The organism is Weizmannia sp. FSL W8-1119, from assembly GCF_038008605.1.
GTDB lineage: Bacteria > Bacillota > Bacilli > Bacillales > Bacillaceae_C > Weizmannia > Weizmannia coagulans.
Map to the genome: position 1 here is coordinate 2,367,525 of NZ_JBBOZL010000001.1, position 21,521 is coordinate 2,389,045.

Annotated in this window: 21 protein-coding genes and 1 pseudogene; 4 read left to right on the forward strand and 18 right to left on the reverse strand. The window is 48.2% G+C overall.

Going from position 1 to position 21,521, the window contains the following annotated elements; all coding sequences use genetic code 11:
• Positions 1-47 precede the first annotated feature (47 nt).
• Both budA and alsS read right to left on the reverse strand, forming a co-directional pair.
• A complete protein-coding gene (gene budA, locus NSQ19_RS11780; protein ID WP_019720807.1) occupies positions 48-797 on the reverse strand; it encodes an acetolactate decarboxylase in 750 nt (249 codons plus the stop codon).
• A gap of 81 nt (positions 798-878) precedes the next feature.
• Positions 879-2,567 (reverse strand): acetolactate synthase AlsS, encoded by a 1,689-nt coding sequence (gene alsS, locus NSQ19_RS11785; RefSeq protein WP_029713893.1) that lies wholly within the window; start codon positions 2,565-2,567, stop codon positions 879-881.
• A 191-nt stretch (positions 2,568-2,758) separates the two neighbouring features.
• Here alsS and alsR point away from each other — a divergent pair, with 191 nt between their 5' ends.
• On the forward strand, positions 2,759-3,646 hold the full coding sequence (alsR, locus tag NSQ19_RS11790) for an acetoin biosynthesis transcriptional regulator AlsR (protein ID WP_013860250.1): 888 nt from the start codon (positions 2,759-2,761) through the stop codon (positions 3,644-3,646).
• Between the two features lie 46 nt (positions 3,647-3,692).
• On the opposite strand, the gene NSQ19_RS11795 is transcribed toward alsR, so the two are convergent.
• From NSQ19_RS11795 to NSQ19_RS11810, 4 genes are all read right to left on the reverse strand, one after another.
• A complete protein-coding gene (locus NSQ19_RS11795; RefSeq protein WP_340702881.1) occupies positions 3,693-4,220 on the reverse strand; it encodes a Crp/Fnr family transcriptional regulator in 528 nt (175 codons plus the stop codon).
• A gap of 446 nt (positions 4,221-4,666) precedes the next feature.
• The gene (gene perR, locus NSQ19_RS11800) at positions 4,667-5,122 is read right to left on the reverse strand and encodes a peroxide-responsive transcriptional repressor PerR (RefSeq protein ID WP_017551387.1); all 456 of its coding nucleotides are present in this window, start codon (positions 5,120-5,122) and stop codon (positions 4,667-4,669) included.
• 202 nt (positions 5,123-5,324) lie between these two features.
• Positions 5,325-5,879, reverse strand: a complete 555-nt coding sequence (locus NSQ19_RS11805; protein ID WP_061566713.1) for a cob(I)yrinic acid a,c-diamide adenosyltransferase — start codon at positions 5,877-5,879, stop codon at positions 5,325-5,327.
• Between the two features lie 317 nt (positions 5,880-6,196).
• Positions 6,197-6,601: a potassium channel family protein gene (locus tag NSQ19_RS11810; RefSeq protein ID WP_013860258.1), complete on the reverse strand. Its 405-nt coding sequence runs from the start codon at positions 6,599-6,601 to the stop codon at positions 6,197-6,199.
• 143 nt (positions 6,602-6,744) lie between these two features.
• On the opposite strand from NSQ19_RS11810, the gene NSQ19_RS11815 reads away from it, so the two are divergent.
• Positions 6,745-8,037 carry a glutamate-1-semialdehyde 2,1-aminomutase gene (locus NSQ19_RS11815; protein ID WP_013860259.1) on the forward strand — a complete coding sequence of 431 codons (1,293 nt, stop codon included), beginning with the start codon at positions 6,745-6,747 and terminating at the stop codon, positions 8,035-8,037.
• Positions 8,038-8,453: 416 nt separating this feature from the next.
• Here the strand turns inward: NSQ19_RS11815 and NSQ19_RS11820 are convergent, their stop codons facing one another.
• On the reverse strand, positions 8,454-9,086 hold the full coding sequence (locus NSQ19_RS11820; RefSeq protein WP_328014285.1) for an MFS transporter: 633 nt from the start codon (positions 9,084-9,086) through the stop codon (positions 8,454-8,456).
• A 130-nt stretch (positions 9,087-9,216) separates the two neighbouring features.
• Here NSQ19_RS11820 and NSQ19_RS11825 point away from each other — a divergent pair, with 130 nt between their 5' ends.
• On the forward strand, positions 9,217-9,597 hold the full coding sequence (locus tag NSQ19_RS11825; RefSeq protein WP_327077038.1) for a hypothetical protein: 381 nt from the start codon (positions 9,217-9,219) through the stop codon (positions 9,595-9,597).
• 218 nt (positions 9,598-9,815) lie between these two features.
• Here the strand turns inward: NSQ19_RS11825 and NSQ19_RS11830 are convergent, their stop codons facing one another.
• A complete protein-coding gene (locus NSQ19_RS11830; protein WP_340702882.1) occupies positions 9,816-10,091 on the reverse strand; it encodes a YqhV family protein in 276 nt (91 codons plus the stop codon).
• Between the two features lie 236 nt (positions 10,092-10,327).
• Here NSQ19_RS11830 and NSQ19_RS11835 point away from each other — a divergent pair, with 236 nt between their 5' ends.
• Positions 10,328-11,407: an aromatic acid exporter family protein gene (locus NSQ19_RS11835; protein WP_234969646.1), complete on the forward strand. Its 1,080-nt coding sequence runs from the start codon at positions 10,328-10,330 to the stop codon at positions 11,405-11,407.
• Positions 11,408-11,560: 153 nt separating this feature from the next.
• Here the strand turns inward: NSQ19_RS11835 and NSQ19_RS11840 are convergent, their stop codons facing one another.
• From NSQ19_RS11840 to NSQ19_RS11885, 10 genes and pseudogenes are all read right to left on the reverse strand, one after another.
• Positions 11,561-12,427 carry a MurR/RpiR family transcriptional regulator gene (locus NSQ19_RS11840; protein ID WP_340702883.1) on the reverse strand — a complete coding sequence of 289 codons (867 nt, stop codon included), beginning with the start codon at positions 12,425-12,427 and terminating at the stop codon, positions 11,561-11,563.
• A pseudogene (locus tag NSQ19_RS11845) lies at positions 12,427-13,895 on the reverse strand (PTS transporter subunit EIIC). Before NSQ19_RS11845 ends, NSQ19_RS11840 begins: the two are co-directional and overlap by 1 nt.
• Before the next feature lie 18 nt (positions 13,896-13,913).
• A complete protein-coding gene (murQ, locus tag NSQ19_RS11850; RefSeq protein WP_019721552.1) occupies positions 13,914-14,801 on the reverse strand; it encodes an N-acetylmuramic acid 6-phosphate etherase in 888 nt (295 codons plus the stop codon).
• On the reverse strand, positions 14,792-15,871 hold the full coding sequence (locus tag NSQ19_RS11855) for a MupG family TIM beta-alpha barrel fold protein (RefSeq protein ID WP_340702884.1): 1,080 nt from the start codon (positions 15,869-15,871) through the stop codon (positions 14,792-14,794). The genes murQ and NSQ19_RS11855 overlap by 10 nt, the downstream gene beginning before the upstream one ends.
• A 475-nt stretch (positions 15,872-16,346) precedes the next feature.
• Positions 16,347-18,095 (reverse strand): ABC transporter ATP-binding protein, encoded by a 1,749-nt coding sequence (locus tag NSQ19_RS11860; RefSeq protein WP_340702885.1) that lies wholly within the window; start codon positions 18,093-18,095, stop codon positions 16,347-16,349.
• Between the two features lie 101 nt (positions 18,096-18,196).
• On the reverse strand, positions 18,197-18,727 hold the full coding sequence (gene ntdP / locus NSQ19_RS11865) for a nucleoside tri-diphosphate phosphatase (protein WP_061566747.1): 531 nt from the start codon (positions 18,725-18,727) through the stop codon (positions 18,197-18,199).
• Between the two features lie 154 nt (positions 18,728-18,881).
• A complete protein-coding gene (locus tag NSQ19_RS11870; RefSeq protein ID WP_207368572.1) occupies positions 18,882-19,136 on the reverse strand; it encodes a YgaB family protein in 255 nt (84 codons plus the stop codon).
• 147 nt (positions 19,137-19,283) lie between these two features.
• Positions 19,284-19,514, reverse strand: coding sequence for a gamma-type small acid-soluble spore protein (locus NSQ19_RS11875; protein ID WP_017551407.1), 231 nt, complete (start codon positions 19,512-19,514; stop codon positions 19,284-19,286).
• A 95-nt stretch (positions 19,515-19,609) separates the two neighbouring features.
• Positions 19,610-20,359, reverse strand: a complete 750-nt coding sequence (gene fabL, locus NSQ19_RS11880; protein ID WP_013860274.1) for an enoyl-[acyl-carrier-protein] reductase FabL — start codon at positions 20,357-20,359, stop codon at positions 19,610-19,612.
• Between the two features lie 187 nt (positions 20,360-20,546).
• On the reverse strand, positions 20,547-21,452 hold the full coding sequence (locus NSQ19_RS11885; protein ID WP_206691610.1) for a LysR family transcriptional regulator: 906 nt from the start codon (positions 21,450-21,452) through the stop codon (positions 20,547-20,549).
• Positions 21,453-21,521: the final 69 nt, after the last annotated feature.

Below are 21,521 nucleotides of genomic sequence, written 5' to 3' on the forward strand. Positions count from 1 at the left end.
AAACCCGCATCCGGTTTTCGCCGGATGCGGGCCGTCTTCGCCTTTGTTCAGCCTTCTGTCTTTTCCAGTTCTTCTGCCAGATTGGCGCGGGAAAGGTTCGCATTTAAAAAAGCGTCTGTTTCCGGAAGTTCCAGATGCATATGCGCTTTTTTGCTGATCCGGATTGTCCCGTAGTCAAGCACATAGTCAAAGACATGGCCGCCGCCGGTGCGTTTGTCGTCAATAAAATGGAGGTGGAAGCCGGCTACCGCGATTCCTTGCGCAAACATCGGCGTCCAAAAACCGGCAAGCGTTCCCTTTGTATTTTCAAACGAGTAAACCGGCTGGGATTTCACCGCTTCTGTCATGGGGACTGGTTTTTCCTGGTAGGAGACGGTTCTTGTGTTCATTTTTTTAAAAACACCGTCCACACGAATGGCATAAAATAAATTTTCGCTGCGGACGAGGTCTTTGATCAAGTCTTCCAGTTCCGGTTTTGCAAGGGGGCCTTCAGTTGTATAGGTGATATCCTCCGAAAAATGTGCAAGCGAGCAAAACGGTGACTTGTCTTCAGGCTGTACGCGTTTTGCCGTCCCGTCCTTCAGCTGATAAAATGCATTGTCAAACGCAATCAATTCCCCGTCTAAATGGTTGAAAGTGCCGATGCCGAAATCGCCGAACTTTTTCAATTCAGCAAACGTCTTGTCGCTTTCGTATACGCCGTCAAGAAGTGATGTCATTGTGGACAATTGGTATACTTCATCGGTCCGGCTTGTTGAAATTTGCTCTGCATTTTGATTTTCTGCAGCAGTACGCATGGTAAACCCCTTCTTTCTATCTGTATCCTGAAAATTTTTGCCGGCGAGGTCCGGTCGTGGCAGAGCCGCCGCAGCAAGTGATTATACCAATTGGTTTGGCAGCAATTTTTTCGCCAGTTCCAGGTTGTCGCTGTAATCAACCGGGACATCGACCACGACAGGGCCTTCCGAGTCCAGTGCTTCCTTCAGCACGGAAACCAGTTCATCCGGTGAATTCACCCGCAAGCCCTTTGCGCCGTAACTTTCCGCGTGTTTTACAATATCAACAGGGCCGAAGTCCGCTCCCGATGTGCGCCCGTATTTCATTTGCTGCTGGAACGCCACCATGTCGTACGTGCCGTCACGCCAGACGATATGCACAAGCGGCGATTTTAAACGGACGGCCGTTTCAAGTTCCATGGCGGAGAACAGGAAGCCGCCATCCCCTGAGATGGATACGACTTTTTCACCCGGATTGACAAGCGTTGCGGCAATCGCCCACGGAAGCGCAACCCCGAGCGTCTGCATGCCATTTGAAAACAGCAGGCGGTTCGGTTCATATACCCTGAAATGGCGCGCCATCCAAATATAATGGGAACCGACATCGCATGTTACGGTCACATGGTCATCAATCAACGAACGCAAATCGTGAATGAACTGGAGCGGGTGAACAAGATTTTTATCCGCCTTTTCCGATGGTTCGTCGCGCAAATTCAGCTGATTGCGCAAGCGTTCCAAAAGTTCCATGGACTTGCCGTTCATATTTAAACGGGCCAGCTGTTCTTTGATGCTATCAACGCTCGCTGAAATGTCGCCGACAAGTTCGATTTCCGGCTGGTAATCATGGTCGATATCGGCGCGGATTTCATCGAGATGGATGATTTTTCTTTCCCCTTCGCTGTTCCAAAACTTCGGATCATACTCAACAGAATCGTAACCGATCGCGAGGACGACATCCGCATGCTCAAGCAAAATATCGCCCGGCTGGTTGCGGAACAAGCCGATGCGGCCGAAGAAACGATCTTCCAAATCTCTTGAAATCAAACCTGCCGCCTGAAATGTTTCAACAACCGGCAATGCAATTTTTTTCAGGAGTGACCGGACCGCCTTCACAACTTCCGGGCGGCTTGCACGCATCCCGACCAGAATGACCGGCAATTTGGCATGCTGGATCGCTTTTACAGCTTCTTTTACAGCTTCTTCATTTGCTTTCCCGAGTTTCGGGCTTTTAAGCGGGCCCAAAGCTTTGACAGACGCCGGCTCCTTCAGCACGTCCTGCGGGAAGCTGATAAAAGCGGCCCCTGCCTGTGCCGAAGCGGCAGAACGAAATGCATTTGTCATCACTTCCGGTACTGTATCCGGGTGGACAACTTCCGCTGCGTATTTTGTAATCGGCTGGAACAGGGATACATTGTCCATCGACTGGTGCGTTTTTTTCAGCCTGTCTGCGCGCGGCACGTTTCCTGCGATCGCAACGACAGGATCGCACTCCGTATTCGCAGTGGCAAGCCCGGTGGCAAGGTTGGAAGCCCCCGGCCCGCTCGTTACCAGGCAGACACCCGGTTTTCCTGTTAAACGCCCGATTGCAGCAGCCATAAAAGCGGCATTTTGTTCATGGCGGCATACAATCAATTCCGGGCCGCGTTCTTTCAGTACATCAAATACGGCATCAATTTTTGCGCCCGGGATGCCGAAAACGTATGGCACTTCCTGCTTCTCAAGGCAGTCGACAACCAGGTCTGCAGCTGTTTTTTCCGTTGTATTGGTTGGATTTGAATTCTTTTTTTCCACAGTTCCCACTCCCAAGGACAGCCCTATTTAAACCTTCCCCCGTTTGTTACAGGGGAAAACGTTCATCTATAGGCTGAGCCAACTTGTTTCTATCTATACTTTACACCACACGGGGAAATGTTTAAAATATATTATTGTGCTATAAATAATATATTTTAAATATTAATCGTGATGGAAAGGAGGAAATACAGATGGAACTGCGCCATCTTCATTATTTTTTAACAGTCGCGGAAGAACTGCATTTCGGAAAAGCGGCAGAGCGGCTGCAAATGACCCAGCCGCCGCTTTCCCAGCAAATCCGGCAGCTGGAAGAAGAAATCGGGGTGGACCTGTTTATCCGCAATAAACGCCATGTTGAACTGACGATCCCGGGAAAAGTTTTTTTAAAAGAAGCCAAGCAGGTGCTTGAGCAGCTGGACAGGGCGGTGGAAAATGCACAGCGGGCTGAACGGGGGGAATTCGGGAATGTGGTGGTCGGCTTTGTCGGCTCGGCGACCTATGACATTTTGCCGGCCATCGTCCGGGAATTCCGGCTGAAATATCCAAAAACGGCCGTTTCCCTCCATGAGTTGTCAACCCCGGACCAGATTCGGGCGCTGCACCGGAAAGAAATCGATGTCGGCTTGCTCCATCCGCCGATCCATGATCCCTTAATTGAAACAGCTGAAATCCAGACAGGCGCGGCTGCCCTTTCCATGCCGAAAAGCCATCCGCTCGCCCAAAAAGAAAAAATCCGCATCGAGGATCTGGCGGACGTCCCGTTTGTCGTTGTGTCGCGCGATATTTGGCCGGGCCTTTATGATGAATTCCTGTCTCTTTTCAAGGATGCCGATTTCAGCCCGAAAATCGTCCAAGAAGCAACCGAGTACCAAATGGTCGTCGGCCTTGTTACAGCCGGAATCGGAATCGGGGTGCTGCCACGGACAGCCGAAAAATTATTTAATCTCGATATTGTGTACAGGGAGATTGAAGGGCACCCGTTAAATGCCGTTTTGTCCATTGCGTACCGGAAGGAGGACCAAAACCCGGCCCTTGCCAATTTCTTAAGCATTTCCGGCCAGGTGGCAGCAGAATTTTAACGGATTGTTGAAAGGCGCCTTTACCCCTTAGATGGAGGGGTGCAGTTTACAATCGATGCAGGCGGAACATATCCGGTTTGTGGAAGGTAATGGTCTGCTTCTCAAACGAAATGGTGCCATTTCGTTTGAAGTCATTCAGAACATGGCTTGCGGTTTCCCTTGATGTTCCGGCAAGCTTGGCAATATCCGCGACGGTAACGGGGCAAAGAATCCGGATTTTGCCGTGATCCTTTATCCCGAGATCTTCAAGGAGCAGGCAAAGCACGTGGCGGACCCGCTCGGAAGCATTGCTGTTTGTCACAAGCTGCAGCCTCGATTCATGCAGGATTAAAATATCGGAGAGATGCTCAATAATATGGAGCAGCAACGTGTTATTTGATTCGGCAATTTTTTCAAATCCTGCCGTCGGAATATAAAACAGTTCGATATCCGTGACAGCGTATGCAGTATAATGATAATTTTCATCTTTAAACAAGCCGCCGTACGGAAAAAGTTCGTACGGCTTAATGTAATCGCCGTAAAAAGAAGCGGCGTTTTCGTCCATTTTGTCAATTTTGATATAACCATCCAGCAACAAATAAATTCTTTCGCACGGTCTTTAACTCGCCGATTTCCGACGTAATGTGAAGCGGGTACTTCATCTTTGTTTTTGGCTTTACGGCGGCTGTACTGGATAACGGTTTCATTTTCCATGGCTCCTTCCGGTACATATGATTAAATTTCCTTCATGAAGGATATCTTCTGTACATCTTGATCATCCCGCCCTGCGCCAGAGCAGACTGTGGAAAAGCCCACACGCGGAGTGTGAAATTCATCACACTTTCATTTCTAAAAATGTAGGCGGTTGCATAAATACAATGAAAAATCCGGCCTCCCAACGAAAGGGGAGCCGGATTGATTGCATAGAAGTGTATAAAGTTGCACTGCTAAAACTTTTAAAAAATCCTTTCGGTGTATCAGGGCCTGGGTTAAAGCCGCAAAAAAAGAACCGGACGAACCCGTTTCGCCGGCGTCTGCGTTTTATTTTGCTTCCAGATAACTGTGCTTTTTCATACATTCCGGACAGGTACCGTAAATTTCCATACGGTGGTGGCTTACTTTAAAACCGGTCACATGCGCGGCAAGCTGTTCCACTTCATCCAGGCCCGGATAGTGAAAGTCGACAATCTTTCCGCAGTCTTCGCAAATAATATGGTAATGGTTTGATGTGACAAAATCAAAGCGGCTTGAAGCATCTCCGTAAGTCAGTTCCTGTACCAATCCGATTTCCTTAAAAACGCGCAAGTTATTGTAAACGGTGGCCACACTCATATTCGGGAATTTTCCCTCAAGAGCCTTATATATTTCATCGGCGGTTGGATGTGACATGGACTCAATTAAATATTCCAATATCGCATGACGTTGAGGGGTAATACGAACGCCCGACTGTTTCAAGGTCTCCAGTGCTTTATTCAACTGCTGCTCGGACACCGCCATGCACCTCTTTTCTAACAATTATCATTCTTAATTTATAATCTTTATAAAAAGTTTACAAAATAAACCCCTGTTTTGTCAAACAAATTAGCAACTCAATGCGCCGGGAATTTCCCATTCCCACGCTCTTCAGGCTCAAAAAAAAGGAAATTCGTTCATTAGGATGGCTTTTTTCAGCCGGGAGTATGTAAAAGCAATACCCCGGCTATTCCTCAAGCGGCTGGAGCGGGCGGTCTTTCACCCCAAGACAGTGATTGATATATCTTGCCGCAACGAACAGAAAATCGGACAACCGGTTTAAAAACGACAGCACAAGCGGATTTACGCCATCGACCGCAACACTTGCCCGCTCCGCCCTTCTTGCAACTGTGCGCGCCGCATGCATCGCCGCTGCTGCCGGATGCCCGCCCGGCAAAATAAAGGTTTTTAACGGTTCCAGTTTTCCATCCCATTTATCAATCAAAGCCTCAAGTTCATCGATATAAGCCTGTTTCAATTTCCAGTGCACTTCTTTTCCCTGGGGCGTGGAAAGCTCCGCACCGGCATGGAACAGCATCGTCTGGACCCTGCTGAAACATTGTTCCAATTCTTCTTTTTCCGGAAATTGTTCGCCGTGCAAAAAACTGAGCGCAACGCCGATCGCCGAGTTCGCCTCATCCACTGTTCCGTAAGCTTCAACACGCGGATCGTTTTTCGCTGCTCTTACCCCGTAAACGAGCGATGTCGTCCCTTTATCACCGGACCTTGTATAAATTCTCATCTTGTCCCCTCCGCATCAATTTGATGGATCAGCCTATATAAACGCCGCCGCGCTATTTTTTCAATCTGCCCTTTAAAGGGATTCCCTGTAAAACCATATATTAGTTTTGTATCACGAATTCGAAAAAATTGCCATAAAAAAAGAAACCGAACAAGTCGGCTCAAAGATATCGTTATTTTTTTGAGGAGGTAATATACACTATGAACCCGCGGCAAATCCGCGTGGACAAAAGCCGCCCCGGATACAAAAATAGGCGCCGGCCGCATTTTGATCTTCCCTGGCGGACAACGGCCGGCATGCGGGAATCCCCTGCCAGGCTATTTTTTTTCCGAGTCAAAAGCGGATCTTACCACAAACGCCGCCGGGATGGTATAGCCGATTAACGCTTCAATGATAATAAGAACCCGTGCGGCCCCGATCGGAACAATATCCCCGTACCCGACCGAAAACAGCGTGACGGCACTCAAATACATATAATCAAGCAGTGTGCGGAAATCATGCCCTTCCAACAGCTTTCCGTGATGGAGCGCAATTTGGAATCCCATCATATCGAGCAGTAAAAACAACAACCCGAACCCGATCATGATATTGGTGTACGTAAAAGCAAGAAAGAGAAAACGTTCAAATGAAAGCTGCTTCGCGCGCCAGGATGCCGGATAAAACAAGGTGCGCAGGCTCATCACAATACAAAGGACAACCAATATGCCGAGAAAATAAAACATGCCCGATACCCCCGGCGCCTTTCAAGTTTGTCCTTCCATTGTATGCCCCCGCCGCCCGGCTTATGACAGTCTTTACGGGAAGAAAATGGAAGGCTACAATAGAATGGTGGAATTGGCCAATGCCAATGAGGAGGGAACGATAAATGGATTTTTCAAAATCTGAAAGCTTGTATAAAGAAGCACTTGAGCATATTGTCGGCGGCGTAAACAGCCCGTCCCGCTCGTATAAGGCGGTGGGCGGCGGAGCCCCAGTTGCCATGGAAAGGGGAAAAGGCGCGTACTTTTATGACGTGGACGGCAACCGCTACATTGATTATCTGGCGGCATACGGCCCGATCATTACCGGCTTTGCCCATCCGCATATTGCTGCTGCCATTAAAAAAGCAGCCGACAACGGCGTTTTGTTCGGCACGCCGACCCCGTATGAAGTGCAATTCGCAAAAATGCTGAAAGAAGCGATCCCGTCCCTGGACAAAGTCCGCTTTGTCAACTCGGGAACAGAGGCGGTCATGACAACGATCCGCGTTGCCCGCGCCTACACGGGCCGCGACAAAATCATTAAATTCGAAGGCTGTTACCACGGCCATTCTGACCTCGTGCTTGTCGCAGCGGGTTCAGGCCCGTCGCAGCTCGGCATGCCGGACTCAGCCGGCGTAACAAAAGCCATCGCAAACGAAGTCATCACCGTCCCTTATAATGATGTGGAACCTTTTAAACAGGCACTCGAAAAATGGGGCGATGAAGTTGCCGCCGTACTGGTTGAACCGATTGTCGGCAACTTTGGCATTGTGCCGCCGAAACCGGGATTTTTGGAAGCCATTAATGAACTGGCGCACAAAGCCGGCGCCCTTGTCATTTACGACGAAGTGATCACCGCTTTCCGTTTTATGTACGGCGGCGCGCAAAACATGCTCGGCGTTACCCCGGATTTAACCGCCATGGGCAAAATCATCGGCGGCGGACTGCCGATCGGGGCATACGGCGGCCGCAAAGACATTATGGAAGAAGTCGCACCGCTCGGCCCTGCTTACCAGGCCGGAACCATGGCAGGCAACCCGGCTTCAATGCTTGCCGGAATTGCCTGCCTTGAAGTGCTCCAGGAAAAGGGCGTGTATGAAAACCTCGACCGTCTCGGTGCCATGCTTGAAAAAGGCATTTTGGAAGCAGCTGAAAAACACGGCGTCACCATTACCATTAACCGCGTAGTCGGCGCCTTTACCGTTTACTTTACGGGCGAAAAAGTCGAAAACTACAAGCAGGCTGAAGCATCCGACGGCGAGTTGTTCGGGAAATTTTTCAAACTGATGCTCGAGCAAGGCATTAACCTTGCCCCGTCAAAATATGAAGCCTGGTTCCTCACAACCGCGCATACGGAAGAAGATATCGCAGAAACAATCAAAGCCGTTGACCATGCTTTTTCACATTTAAAAGGATAATCACCTTCTTTAAAAATTACACTGTCCCAGAAATGGGACAGTGTAATTTTAACTAATACCGTAATAGATATGGGAAACTTTTTATAACTCTTTGTTGTATTGAAAAGTCTCTGGTTTGTGTTAGAATAGAAATAGTCATGAAATCACTCCCTGGATATTTGGTCGTACTTATATCTTAACAAAGGAGTGGCTTTCATGGCTCTTTTTTTTCAAAAAAATCATCCTTTTCCGTTTTACAATATTTACCACAGGAATGAGTAGCTTAATCTATTGAAACCCGCCCAAAACCGACCAAAGTGGAAAAATTTAGACACTTATAATAAATAAATTTACCCCATTAAAATCAAAAACTCACAATTTCTTTTTACATTTGTCATAATGTTCCTACAAACGTCTTTTTTCTTTAGTGGAATAAATCAACGACCTTTAATTGTCTGACTGCTCACAGTTTCAGGGGATATAGCATTTTGGCAAGGGCTCTTAATAAAGACCCATGTTAAAAAAATGGAGACAGCGACCACAACCGGAAAAGCAAAAAACGTGCCGTACCATACAAGCAATGCGATCAGCGCCCCCAATATCGGAGACAGCACTTTGCCGAACCCGTTTGATGCTTCCACAAGGCCGAGCACCTGGCTTTCCTTGTCGCCTTTAAACAGATCCCCGGTCAGGGCCATGGCGATCGGCGCTGTCCCGGCTGCCCCGATTCCCTGAAGCGTGCGGCCTGCCATGATCCAGGCGAAAGCATGGGAAAACAAAGCGGCTGCGATTCCCGCCAGGATGCCGCCTGCCCCGTATAAAAACAATGCCGGCAAAATTACGGCTTTCCGGGAAAAGCGGTCGGAAAGATAGCCGAGCACCGGGATGAACACGGCGGCCACAATGGAGAAAACAGAGATCGTCAAACTTGCCTGAAAGGAGGTCAAGTGAAGTTCAGACTGCATTTTCGGCAGGACAGGAATCAACATGGAATTGCCAAGCGTCATAATTAACGGAATGGAGCCGATTGCTGCCACTGCCATCACAGAAGGTTGTTTGCTTGCCATAATATCCTCCCGGGATTTCAATTTTTGCTCTGTTAGATTATCCGGAAGCAAGCATTTTATTCTTTTGCCCAAAGGAATACTGCAGCCAATTACAGGAAGGATATGGTTACCTGTTACGCAAGGAGGAAAACACGTGAAATTATTTATGGAATACATTTTGGAGGAAATCGAAAAGATCGGGATGAAGCAAGGTTACAAGGTCTCTTTATCGCAAAAGAAAGACGAACAAAATTATATTCGCGGCGTGATGCAATTTTTCGACGGCGGATTTGACATTTATTATGCTTTGATTTTCAGTTTCCCCGAAAACCATCCGAAACTGCAGTATACGTTCTGGGTGCTGAACCAAACCGGGAACCGGGCTGTGATCGAAAAAGATGGATCCGGAGAAAAGATGATGGAGACGGTCAGGGAAACGGCATTGAAAGAAATCCATGTCAACCTGATGGAAGGCGGCGAAATCCGGCATTTGCTTAAAGAACTAAAGCAAACGATCGGCACTTGCCCGCAATAAAGAAGGGTTGCCGCTTCAGGGGGTTGAAAAACAGGGAGCCGCAGGGTTCTCCTCCCTCATTAGATGCGTTCCAGCCTAAAGGCACAGGGATTTATAGCCCGGATGATAAAACGGGGCTTTCGATTGCGGCGTTCCCCTCGGCAAAGACCCCCGCAGTACCCAGCATTGCCATCCCCACAAGCCGGCCGGTTGCTCAATCACTTCCCCTTTAACAAAGCTTACCCGTTGCTTTTGATCCCGTACAAAATGCAGCCTACCCCGGCCAGAATCCACAGCATTTTGGCAAACGAGATTTTATCGGAAATGCCGATCACCCCGATCGCCGTTGTCGTAATTAAAACAACAGGCCCGACAATAGCAAGAGAACTGTTGATGAGAAGCGCCTTTTCCACTTGATTGTATTTGAGCATCAAAATGGCCGCGGAAATTTCGATCATTCCTGAGATCAGCCTGAGCGCAGCCATGCTAAGCACATGTTTTTCAATCAGCCACAAATTGTTTCCCCTCTTCATACGCGCATTTTGGATTCATTTACTCCATGTATATTCCGTGCCGGGCAAAAATAGGACAAATTCTCCGGCCGCATCCCCACACGTCTTCCGGCAAACATGTTATAATGACAAAATCAAAGGTTTGCCGTTTAAAAAAATTTTCGGACGGAAATAGTTTAATGCAGCCTTTTGGAACATATCATTTAAATATCTTTGCAAGGAAGAAAGGAATTGCCAATATGAGGGTTGGAGCCCGCATTGTCAAAACAGGAATTGCTATTACTATCGCGCTGTTTATCGCGCAATTATTAAAAATGCCGTCCCCGGTGTTTGCCGGGATCGCTGCCACTTTTGCGATTAAACCTACAATATACCGGTCTTACCGGTCCATTATCGATCAGGTCCAGGGCAATCTGATCGGCGCTCTGCTCGCCGTCATTTTTGTCATGGCCTTCGGCAACCATTTTCTCGTCGTCGGCCTCGGGTCCGTGCTGATCATCATTTTAATGTTGAAACTAAAGCTCGATGACACGGTCGGCCTTGCGCTCGTGACCATGATTGTCATTATGGAAACACCAAGTGACAATTTTCTGCAGACGGCTGGGATCCGTTTTGCGACATTGTTTATCGGGATTTTCAGCTCGTTTCTTGTGAATTTGATTTTTCTGCCGCCGAAATACGAGGCGCGACTGTATGTCCGCCTCACCCATGTGACAGAAGAACTGCTCAAATTCATCCGGATTGCGGCGCGCCAGGAAGCCGATTACCAGCTTTTAAAAGAAGAACTTCCCGGCATTAAAGAGCGGGTGTACAAAGTGGAGCAGCTGTACACTTTATTTAAAGAGGAAAAAATTTACGGGAAAAGCAACAGGATCGAGCGGCAGCGGAAAGTGGTACTGTATAAAGAAATGGTGGCCATTTTGAATTTAAGCTATATTATTTTAAAACGGCTGCAGCAGTACAAGGCGGATATTGCCGGGCTGCCGGAAACGTTCCGGAGCATGCTCCAGGAACAAATGGAATATCTTGTGAACGAACATGAAAAAATGCTGCTCATGTTTCTTGGAAAGGTCAAAGCCCATGCGCAAAAATGCGATACGGCCGACAAACAGCGGAATGAGCTGATGGACATTTTTCTGCAGAACTTAAAAGATGAGACTTTCCGCACCGATCTCCAGTCTTACCACGTGATGAACCTGCTGGCACTGCTTGTGGATTACCAGGAAGAGCTTGAACATCTGGAAAAATTGATCACCGTGTCCCAAACCTATCACCACGAACAATCAGAACTCAATCTTGATGAACTGGAAGACCAATAGGGGACGGCAGGCCTGCCGTCCCCTATTGGATGCACCGCCCTGTTCCCATACGGGCCGGCGCTACTCTGTTTTCGCTTTTTAGCAAAGATTTTCCGTTTCCAAAACGGCCGCTTTGTTTGCTGCGCTTTTCACGCCGGGCTTAAGGGCCGGCTTTTAGTTGTTTTCTTTGCGGAAAAAGGTCTGGATATTGATTTTTGAGTTTTTTAAGCGATGCATGATTTCCTCATAATGCCGCGCAACATAGGCGAAGTACAAAACATCAATCGTGAACAGTTGTGCTGCAAGGGATGTGGTTGCCGCGCTTCTCAGCAGGACCGCTTCCCCGCCATGGTGGATCAAAGGCACATCCACGATACGGGCAAGCGTACTGTCCCGTTTTTGTGTGATGCCCGCTGTAAAAAGCCCGTTCTGTTTGGCAATCAGCGTCAGTTTGATGGCTTCATTGGTTTCGCCTGAATTTGAAATGGCCACAAACATACAGTCTTTGGAGGCGTTGATTAAAGAAGAACCGAGCAGATGGTGATCCAGCGTGTGGACCACCGGCTTGCCGATTCTTGAAAACTTATGCATGAAATCTTCAGCCGCCACATGGGAGGCGCCGATTCCGTATACGTATATGGCCGGGCTTTTATCCATCATGGCCGTTATCTTTTCAATGCAGCCGGTCTCGAGAAGATTTGCAGTTTGTGTGATGGACTGGTTAAACCGCAAAGCCAGTTTATCAGCAATCATTGCAATATCTTCATTTGATGTGATATCCGTATAAATTTCCCGATCCAGCCCGGATGCATCCGCGTACAATCTGATTTTTAATTGTGAAAAGCCGGAAAGCCCGATCGACCGGCAAAAGCGGACAACGGTGGCCGGGCTGACGCCTGCTTTTTTCGCAAGCTCGCTCGTATTGTCATTGACCGTTTCCACAGCGTGGCTGAGAATATACTTCCCGAGCTTTTTTTCTGATTTTGACAGACTGCTTAATTTGGATTTAATCTGCAAAATAATATTTTCTTCCAATTCCATCACTCACGATCTGCGTTTGTCGCCTTCATGGCATCTTTCGGGACGCCGAAGAAATAGGTGGCAACGAAGCCGCCAATATAGCCGGCAACCAAGCCTGCGATATAACCGAGCCAGCGCCCGTGCGCAATCAGCGGAATTAAATCAATCCCGCTTGTGCCGATCGCAATCGCGCCGATATTGCCGATGCCTGCAATCACTGCCCCGCCGATGCCGCCGCCGATGCACGCGGTAATAAACGGGCGCCCAAGCGGCAAAGTCACACCGTAAATTAACGGTTCGCCAATGCCCATAATGCCAACCGGCAATGCCCCTTTAATCAACTGCACGAGTTTTTTATTTTTCCGGCATCTGATCCATAAAGCAATCGCCGCGCCAACCTGCCCTGCGCCTGCCATTGCAAGGATCGGCAACAGCGGGGTCATCCCTGTCTTATTGATCATTTCAATATGGATCGGGGTGAGAATCTGGTGCAGGCCGAACATAACCATCGGCAGGAAGACAAGCCCCAGTATAAATCCTGAAAAAGCGCCGCCGACTTTCAACACCCACGTGATCGACCCGACAAGAGCGCCTGATACCGCGCCTGCGACCGGCATGACAATAAAAATAGTAAAAAGTCCGACAACTAATAATGCAATCGTTGGCGTCACAATGATATCCACAGAATTTGGAACAATTTTATGCAGCCTTTTTTCAACAAGCGCTAAAATCCATACTGCAAAAATAACACCGATGATCCCGCCTTGTAAAGGGGAAAGGGCATCTCCGGTAAAAATATTTGGAAGCGGATTTTTCGGATCCATGCCGGTCAGCATCGTCACAGCCCCGATGACCCCGCCAAGGCCCGGTGTCGCCCCGAACTCATTTGCGCTATTGATCCCGACATAAATGACCAAATAGAGATACAATCCGTTTTTAATAATGTTTAATGTCGTAATAACGGACACCCAGTTCTGGCTGAGGGCTGAGGAGTCCGCAGCCATGATATTTTGGAAAATGGCGGCAACCCCGCCGATAATCCCGGCGCCGACAAAAGCCGGAATAAGCGGTACAAATATATTGGAAATCGATTTTAAAGCCCTTTTGAAACCGTTACTTTTATGTTTCGCCTTTTCCCTTGCCTTTACTTCGGCCGCTTTGGCTTCCACCATTTCGCGGTTTGACCGCCCGGCATCTTGATGGCCCGTAGCCTTCGGAAAATTTTCCCCAAGTTTTACACCGGCCTGCTGTACCATAAGGTTGGCGACTTTGTTGACGATACCAGGGCCAAGCACGACCTGGAGCGTTTCATCCTCCACGACGCCGAGCACGCCATCAACCGCTTTCAGGCCTTCGATATTGACTTTGCTGTAATCCGCAATGGTAAGCCGGCTCTTGTCATGCAATGGATGATCTTTTCGACGTTTCCCATGCCGCCGACATTTTCGTAAATTTCCCTTGCCAGTCTTTGTTCTTTCGTTTCGGTCATTTTTTTTCATCCCCCGGTTTAAACGATTTTTCTAATAAAACCATTTGCCTGTGCCATTTTCTCCTCTGCCTCTTCCTTGGAAAGATTGGTTAACAACATTACAATGGCCAGCTTCACATTTTTGCCGGCTGCGTAAAAAGCCTGTTCAGCTGCTTCATAGCTGCATCCGGAAGCCTGCATAATAATCGATTTCGATCTCTCCACCAGTTTTGCGTTTGTCGGCTTTACATCCACCATTAAATTCCCGTATACTTTTCCAATTCCGACCATTGAAGCAGTTGAAATCATATTCAATACGAGTTTCTGGGCGGTGCCTGCTTTTAGCCGGGTTGATCCCGCCAATACTTCAGGCCCGGTTTCCACTTCGATCGGAATATCGGCATGGCGGCTGATTTCAGCATTTTTGTTGCAGGAAAGCGACGCCGCCACAGCACCGGTTTTTTTCGCGTAGTCCAGCGCGCCAATCACATACGGTGTTCTGCCGCTTGCCGCAATACCGACTACTGTATCCTTTTCCGATAAATGGATGCGCCTTAAATCTTCTTCCCCCATCTCTTTCGAATCTTCCGCCCCTTCAACGGCAACCGTCATTGCCGCACTGCCGCCTGCGATCAGCCCCTGCACCATGGAAGGGTCCGCACTGAATGTCGGTACACATTCGACAGCATCGAGAACACCGAGCCGACCGCTTGTACCTGCTCCGCAATAGATCAAACGTCCACCCTGGTTAAAAGAACGGATAACAGCCTTTACCACTTTTTCGATTTGTGCCAGTTCCTTCCCAACACGGATTGGAACCGTTTGGTCTTCCTCGTTCATCAATTGCAAAATTTCCCTTGTTGACAACGTATCAAGATCCATTGTTTTTTCGTTGCGCTGTTCTGTGGCGAGTTTTTCTAAGTCCATTCGTTTTCACCTTCATTGTCCGTCATTTTAAACCGTGTACCCGAACCAATAAAATCAAGGAGCGGCAAGTCGCGGCCGGCAATCTGCCCGATAACGTTTGCTTTTTTATCGGCAGGCAGGCTCCGCTTTGTGATTTGCAATTCCCCTTTGTATCTTGCGTACAGGTTGTTGTCGAGCGTAATACTCCCTTTGTGGCAGGGAATGTTGTTTTCAGGCCCGATATCGTCCTTTTGATTGCATGTTCTCGACTGTTCGCTGCGGATGGCGTCCTTTGCCACATCCAGCCGGTTCCGGTGGGTTTTGAAAATATACGGGCGCCATTTCGGCCCTGCAGCCGTTGCATGAAGCAGTATGGTATCATGGCAAAAAAATTCCCTGATCTGGCTGCGGGATTGCGGCGTTAACTCCGGATCCCCGATATAAGCATGGTCAACCGCATAATCCCTTAACAGCGAGCAGATGGCTGCCAGCGGATTTTGATGGCGGTGGATTTCCAATGTCGGCAGGGATTCATATAAAGGAAATCTTAGTTTTCCATCGCCGGGTGCAAATGCCGTAATGCTGAATCCTTTGCTTTTCAGCCATTTGTTTTTTTCGTAAAACCAATTTTCATCCAGTCCGGTTCCGGGCCTCGGGTAATAATTATGCCAGGCCTCCAGCCGGCTGAAATCAGCGTCATGCTGTTTCAGCTGCTCATAATCCTGTTCCGTTAATGTGCTGGCGTTTAATCCGACCGTCATCGTGTTCGACAGGCGGGCAACCTGTTCCCAGCTGGCCCCGGCATCGATGCGCAAGCCATTGATACCGCTTTCAATAATGCGTACAGGATCATCAATGGACAGCCCGATATGGCGGAGCACGTTTCCGGAGACATCGATCATGACTTTCATCTTGTTCCGTTTTGCAGCCTCTAAGAGCGGAGCAAGCCTTTTCCGGTATTGGGACGGGTCATCTTCCGGAAGCTGCAGGGATGTAAAAATTCCTTCCATTCCAATTGCTGCCATTTGGCGAATGCAGGCTTCCTTCCCTTCTGACCAGTCTTCATTCAAGTATATTGAAAATCCAAGCAATCATGCATCCCTCCTTTCATACTATTATATGCATCTTGAAACAATATTTCAACATATTTTTATTATTATATTTATAAAGGAAATTTTGTTTCATTTCCTGACAAAAAAACCGGAGACCCCGTCGTTGAAACGGGATCCCTCCGACGGGCAAGCGCCCTCCGCTTTTCTTTGTCCAGCTCCGGGCGCTGTCGGCTAGTGAATTTCCAGTCCCCTCCCCTACGATAAGCGGGCATCGATTCGCCTGCGGCTCATCGTGTTTCCTTTATCTCAGTTCGGGGACTATGAAATTCATACGCCGACGGGCAAGCGCCCTCCGCTTTTCTTTGTCCAGCTCCGGCTCCTAGCGGCTAGCGGATTTTTACGTCTTCTCCTTTCGATAAGTCAACATCGATTCGCCTATCGGCTCATCGTGTTTCCTTTATCTCGGTCGAAGACTACAAAATCCGTACGCCGCTGTACAGTCGCCTCTGCTTTTCTAATCATCCAGTTGTTGGATTTGGAATAGGTTGTAATAGAGCCCTTGTTTTTCCATTAATTGTTCGTGGGTGCCGGTTTCTTTGATCTCCCCGTTTTCAATTAAGACAATGCGGTCTGCGTGGGTGATGGTGGACAGCCGGTGGGCAACGATTAAAGTTGTCCGGTTGCGCGCCAGTTTTTCAATGGCTTCCTGGATCAGATGCTCGCTTTCTAAATCAAGCGCGGATGTCGCTTCGTCGAGAATGAGAATCGGCGGGTTTTTCAGAAATACGCGCGCAATCGCAATCCGCTGCTTCTGCCCCCCGGACAGTTTAACGCCTCGCTCGCCCACCGTTGTTTCATACCCGTCGGGAAGATTCAGAATAAAGCCGTGGGCGTTCGCCGCTTTTGCCGCCTGTACGACTTCCTCGTCCGTCGCCTGCGGATTCCCGAGCAAAATATTGGATTTCACCGAATCACTGAACAAAATATTGTCCTGCAGCACCATTCCGATTTTATCGCGCAGGCTTTGTACTTTAAACGTGCGGATATCCTGACCGTCCAGGTAAACCACCCCTTTTGTCACATCATAAAACCGGGGGATGAGGCTCACAAGGGAAGACTTGCCGCCCCCGCTCATCCCGACAAAGGCAACCGTCTCCCCTGCCCTGATCTCAAGATTGATATTTTTTAACACCGGCTCTTTTTCATCATCATACCGAAATTCGACGCCATCAAACCGGATATTTCCGCGTACATTCCGGCACTCTACCGCGCCCGGCCGGTCATCAATGTCATATTTTTCATCCAGCAGTTCAAACACCCGGTCCATTGAAGCGAATGCCTGCGTCAGCGTCGTGCCGGAGTTGACGAGCCTTCTGAGCGGGCTGTACAAATTATCAATATAAGCGATAAACGCCGCGAGCGTGCCGACGGTAAGGCTGCCTTTAATTACGAGATAGCCGGAAACAAAAATAATTAACAGCGGCGCAATATCGGTAATGGTGTTCACAACCGCAAACGATTTAGCCGTCCAGCTCGTGTGTGCCAGCGCTTTTTCCAGAAAATTGCGGTTATGCTTGTCAAACTGCTTTTGCTCATGGTCTTCAATGGCAAAACTCTTAATAACCGCCATGCCTTGCACCCGCTCATGGAGATAGCCCTGCACCTCCGCCAGCGCCTGCGACCGTTTTCTCGTCAAAAAACGCAAATTGCCGAAAAAATATTTGACCGAAAAAATATAAAACGGAAATACGGCGAGTGAAATCAAAGTCAGCCGGGCATCCATCATAAACATCATGACAATTGCAATCACGACCGTTGTCATGTCGAGCCAGACGTTCATCAGCCCGGTAATGACAAAATCTTTCGTCTGCTCGACATCATTCATCACCCGGGAAATGACTTCCCCTCCGCGTGTATTGGCATAAAACCGGAAACTTAATTTTTGAAGATGGGTAAAAAAGCGGCCGCGGATATCATACAAGATTTTGCTTGCCGTCCACTGCGCAAAATATTGCCGGTAATATTCAACGGGCGGCCGGACGATGACAAAAATGGCAAGCATGGCCGACATCACCCAAACAAGCTTATGTAGCTTCTCATCCGGTGAAAGCCCGTGGTTGCCGATAATATCATCGATCACATATTTAATCAAAAGCGGGATTAAAAGCGGGATCGCAAACTTGATGATCCCGATGATGATCGTCGCAACGATTTGAAACCAATACGGCTTTACAAATTTCATGTATCTTTTCACACTACCCATGCATTGAACCTCCTGAGCAAACAAAACGTACCATTTATTTCCCTCATTTTTTCAAAATTTACGCATACAAAAAACCTGTTGGCGTTCAACAGGCGGTTTGCTTAACGCAAATAGGTCAGATAGCGTTCGTACCAAATATCAATAAAGTCGGGGCTGAACGGGCCCTTCCGCTGCCGGATCCAGTGGATGAGAATGTCCACGTTCCGCTTTAAAATATGGTCGATGACATCGGGATAGCCCATTTTTTTGCGGTGGTATTCATATTCATCCTCATCCAGCAGCGTAAACGTCATATCCGGATAGACTTTGATGTCGAGATCATAATCAATATATTTTAACGCTTCACTGTCATAAACAAACGGCGACCCCAAGTTGCAGTAGTAGTAGACGCCGTCTTCACGGATCATGCCGATAACATTGAACCAGTGGTCGGCATGAAAGTAGCAGATTGCAGGTTCTCTCGTAATCCATGTCCTTCCGTCCGATTCGGTTACCAAAGTCCGGTTGTTTCCCCCGATCACCAGGCTTTTTGTGCCCTTCAAAACGGTTGTTTCTTCCCATATCCGGTGAATATGGCCGTTATGCTTATAACTTTGGATTTGGATTTTATCACCTTCTGCCGGGATTCCCATCATCTCATGCCCACTTTCATGATTGTTTATATGTAAACCTGTGCCCGTTATGTGCCGGAATGAAACTTATGTAATCAAACGATCTGTTTTCTATCTATTATAACGGTTTCTGAACGCGATTAAAACTAAACAATCCTATTTGAAATAGGATTGTTTATGTGCAAATTTTTGAACTGCGATAAACCCGGATCAGTTCAACCGTCTGCGATTCAAAAACTTTTTCAATTTCCTGCAATTCTTTATTCATCCGGCCGATTTCATCAAGGATATCTTCCGCCATTGGTTCCTCCTGCAACTTCAACAGTTCGCTTTTCACTTCGTTGCATCTCTCCATTTCCGATTGCAAAAACAGCAGCCTATCCATCGTGTCCATTTGCTGTGCCACAAGCCGATTAAATTCTTCCATCAAAGTTTTTTACCCCCTAAAGGATGAATTGAACTTTTCATTCACACATATTCTCGATGGAAGGGCAAAATCCTTTGACTTCTTTTGTCGAACTCCGAAAGCCTTAAAAGAAAAAAGAGGCCCCCGGTTCGGGAAACCTCTTTCTATCGGTTATTGCTGGCCGAATTGCCCGGCGTTTTGCGATTTTTTCGCTTCAGATTGCTGGTTTTGTTTTCTTACTTCCTGTGCGTTCGTTTCGCTTGCGAATTCAGAACCGAAAGAACCTTGGCCGGAAGCAGACTTCGCATTTTGCTTTCTTACTTCCTGCGCATTTGTTTCGCTGGCAAATTCAGAACCAAAATTTCCTTTGGCAGCTTTATTGAAGTTGTTGTTGTTTGCCATCGTTATCACCTCCACGGGTATTAATGTAACCAGAGGCGCAACGATTTATCCTTCCCATAAAAACTGGAAAATAAAGGAACTCAAAGTTGGCGTGCTCAACTTAAAAGAAGCGAGCGGCCGCCGTCCACAATGATCGTCTGGCCGCGGATCATAAACGCCTCGTCTGAAATTAAAAAGCGCACGGCGTTCACCATATCCTCGACCTCAACCATTCTTCCTGCCGGCGTATGTTTCCGCGCGTCTTCCAGTAGTGCTTCGCGGTTCGGGAAAGACTTGAGCGCATCCGTATTCAATACGCCGCCCGAAACTGCATTCACACAAATACTCGGCGCCAGCTCAACTGCCAAATAGCGGGTTAAAGCTTCAAGCGCTGCTTTCGACACACCGACCGCCGTATAATTTTCGATATAGCGGATCGAACCGAGCGAACTGAGGCTCACAATTTTTCCCCCGCCGTTTTCTTCCATCAGTTTGGCGGCTTCCTGCGCACAAAACAGGAGCGCCCTGCTGTTAATATTCATCGTCCAGTCCCAATGGCGTTCTTCCAGCTCCATTGCCGGGCGCTCGACACCTGAAGCGGCATTATTGACAAGCACATCAAGCCTGCCGTATGTATCCCGGATTTGCGCGAACATTTCTTTTATTTTTTTCACGTCCCCGACATTTGCTTTGATCAGAAGCGCTTTTTGCCCCAGCTTTTCAATTTCTGCTGCCACTTCTTCGGCTTTGGGCCGGCTGCGCGCATAATTGATGACCAGATCATAGCCGCTCTTTGCAAGATCGAGCGCAATCGCCCGGCCCAGCCCCTTGCTTGATCCGGTTACAAGTGCCACCTTATTTGCCAATGATTCCACCTTCTCCGTTTTCTTTATGATTTTTGCAACGCTCTCCCTTTTTCAAAAAGCCGCGATGCATCCTGCTCCTTATCACCCTGGAATGCGGCATTTTCCACGCCTGCCTGAAGCCCGGTTTACAGAAACGCGGCTGTCCCTTGTTCCGGAACCGATTCGGATTGCGCGGCGCTCCGCTGGCTTATCTTTGGAACCGGTTCAGCCTGTCATAAAATGATGTTAAAAATGCATAAAGGGCTTTTTCTGAAGCCGCCATTTCCCTTTTTTTCGGGATCATCACGCCGACCGGACGCATCAGTTCTACATCGCTGATTTCCGCTTTTACGATTTCTTCAGACAGATTAAATAATAGCGCAGGCTCAGGCAGAATTGCAACACCCGTTCCGCTTGCAACAAGGCCTTTAATCGTCTCCATGTCCTCGCCTTCAAATGCAATCGCAGGCTCAAAACCGGACTTCCGGCAGGCGGAGAACAGAATTTCACGAATCGAAAAGCCCTCCCGGAATGTAATGAAACGTTCGTTTTTCAGCTGGGCGAGCCGGATCATTTCCTGCCCGGAAAGCGGGTGGTCGCGGCGGAAAAGCAGCATGAGCTTTTCCATGTATAAAATTTCACCGCTAACCCCGGGATGGTCATCCGGCACAGGAGAGGCAAGCGCCAGCTCAAGTTCCCCGTTTTCAATCAACCGGATCAAATAGCCGGGGGTCCCTTGCACAAACTGGTACTCGAGGCCGGGATGTTTTTCGCGAAACTGTGCCAACAGGGAAGAAAAGGTCTGGACCGATAACCCGGTCGAAAAACCGAGGCGGACCGTCCCGTTATCCGGATCGAGGAATTCCTGCATTCTTTGCTTGGCTTTATCAATTTCGAGCACGACTTTTTCAGCGTGTTCTAAAAAAACTTTTCCGATCGGCGTCAGCCTGACATTCCTTCCTTCACGCCAAAAAAGGGAAACGCCAAGTTCGGCTTCCAAAAGGGAAATTTGCCGGCTGATGGCGGATTGGGCGACATGCAGCTCATCTGCAGCGTGTGTCACATGCTCCCTTTTGGCGACTTCAATAAAATAAATTAACTGTCTTAACTCCATGCGAATCACACCATTCTCAATTTGAGATTAATTTCATCTTAACTATATATTGTAAGAAAGAATCACAAG

Excerpts from the sequence above, each read along its gene's own strand:
- budA (WP_019720807.1), bottom strand. The coding sequence starts at position 797 with ATGCGTACTGCTGCAGAAAATCAAAATGCAGAGCAAATTTCAACAAGC.
- alsR (WP_013860250.1), top strand. The coding sequence starts at position 2,759 with ATGGAACTGCGCCATCTTCATTATTTTTTAACAGTCGCGGAAGAACTG.
- perR (WP_017551387.1), bottom strand. The coding sequence starts at position 5,122 with ATGGCGGTGTCCGAGCAGCAGTTGAATAAAGCACTGGAGACCTTGAAA.
- NSQ19_RS11805 (WP_061566713.1), bottom strand. The coding sequence starts at position 5,879 with ATGAGAATTTATACAAGGTCCGGTGATAAAGGGACGACATCGCTCGTT.
- NSQ19_RS11810 (WP_013860258.1), bottom strand. The coding sequence starts at position 6,601 with ATGTTTTATTTTCTCGGCATATTGGTTGTCCTTTGTATTGTGATGAGC.
- NSQ19_RS11815 (WP_013860259.1), top strand. The coding sequence starts at position 6,745 with ATGGATTTTTCAAAATCTGAAAGCTTGTATAAAGAAGCACTTGAGCAT.
- NSQ19_RS11835 (WP_234969646.1), top strand. The coding sequence starts at position 10,328 with ATGAGGGTTGGAGCCCGCATTGTCAAAACAGGAATTGCTATTACTATC.
- NSQ19_RS11840 (WP_340702883.1), bottom strand. The coding sequence starts at position 12,427 with ATGGAATTGGAAGAAAATATTATTTTGCAGATTAAATCCAAATTAAGC.
- murQ (WP_019721552.1), bottom strand. The coding sequence starts at position 14,801 with ATGGACTTAGAAAAACTCGCCACAGAACAGCGCAACGAAAAAACAATG.
- NSQ19_RS11860 (WP_340702885.1), bottom strand. The coding sequence starts at position 18,095 with ATGGGTAGTGTGAAAAGATACATGAAATTTGTAAAGCCGTATTGGTTT.
- ntdP (WP_061566747.1), bottom strand. The coding sequence starts at position 18,727 with ATGGGAATCCCGGCAGAAGGTGATAAAATCCAAATCCAAAGTTATAAG.
- NSQ19_RS11875 (WP_017551407.1), bottom strand. The coding sequence starts at position 19,514 with ATGGCAAACAACAACAACTTCAATAAAGCTGCCAAAGGAAATTTTGGT.
- NSQ19_RS11885 (WP_206691610.1), bottom strand. The coding sequence starts at position 21,452 with ATGGAGTTAAGACAGTTAATTTATTTTATTGAAGTCGCCAAAAGGGAG.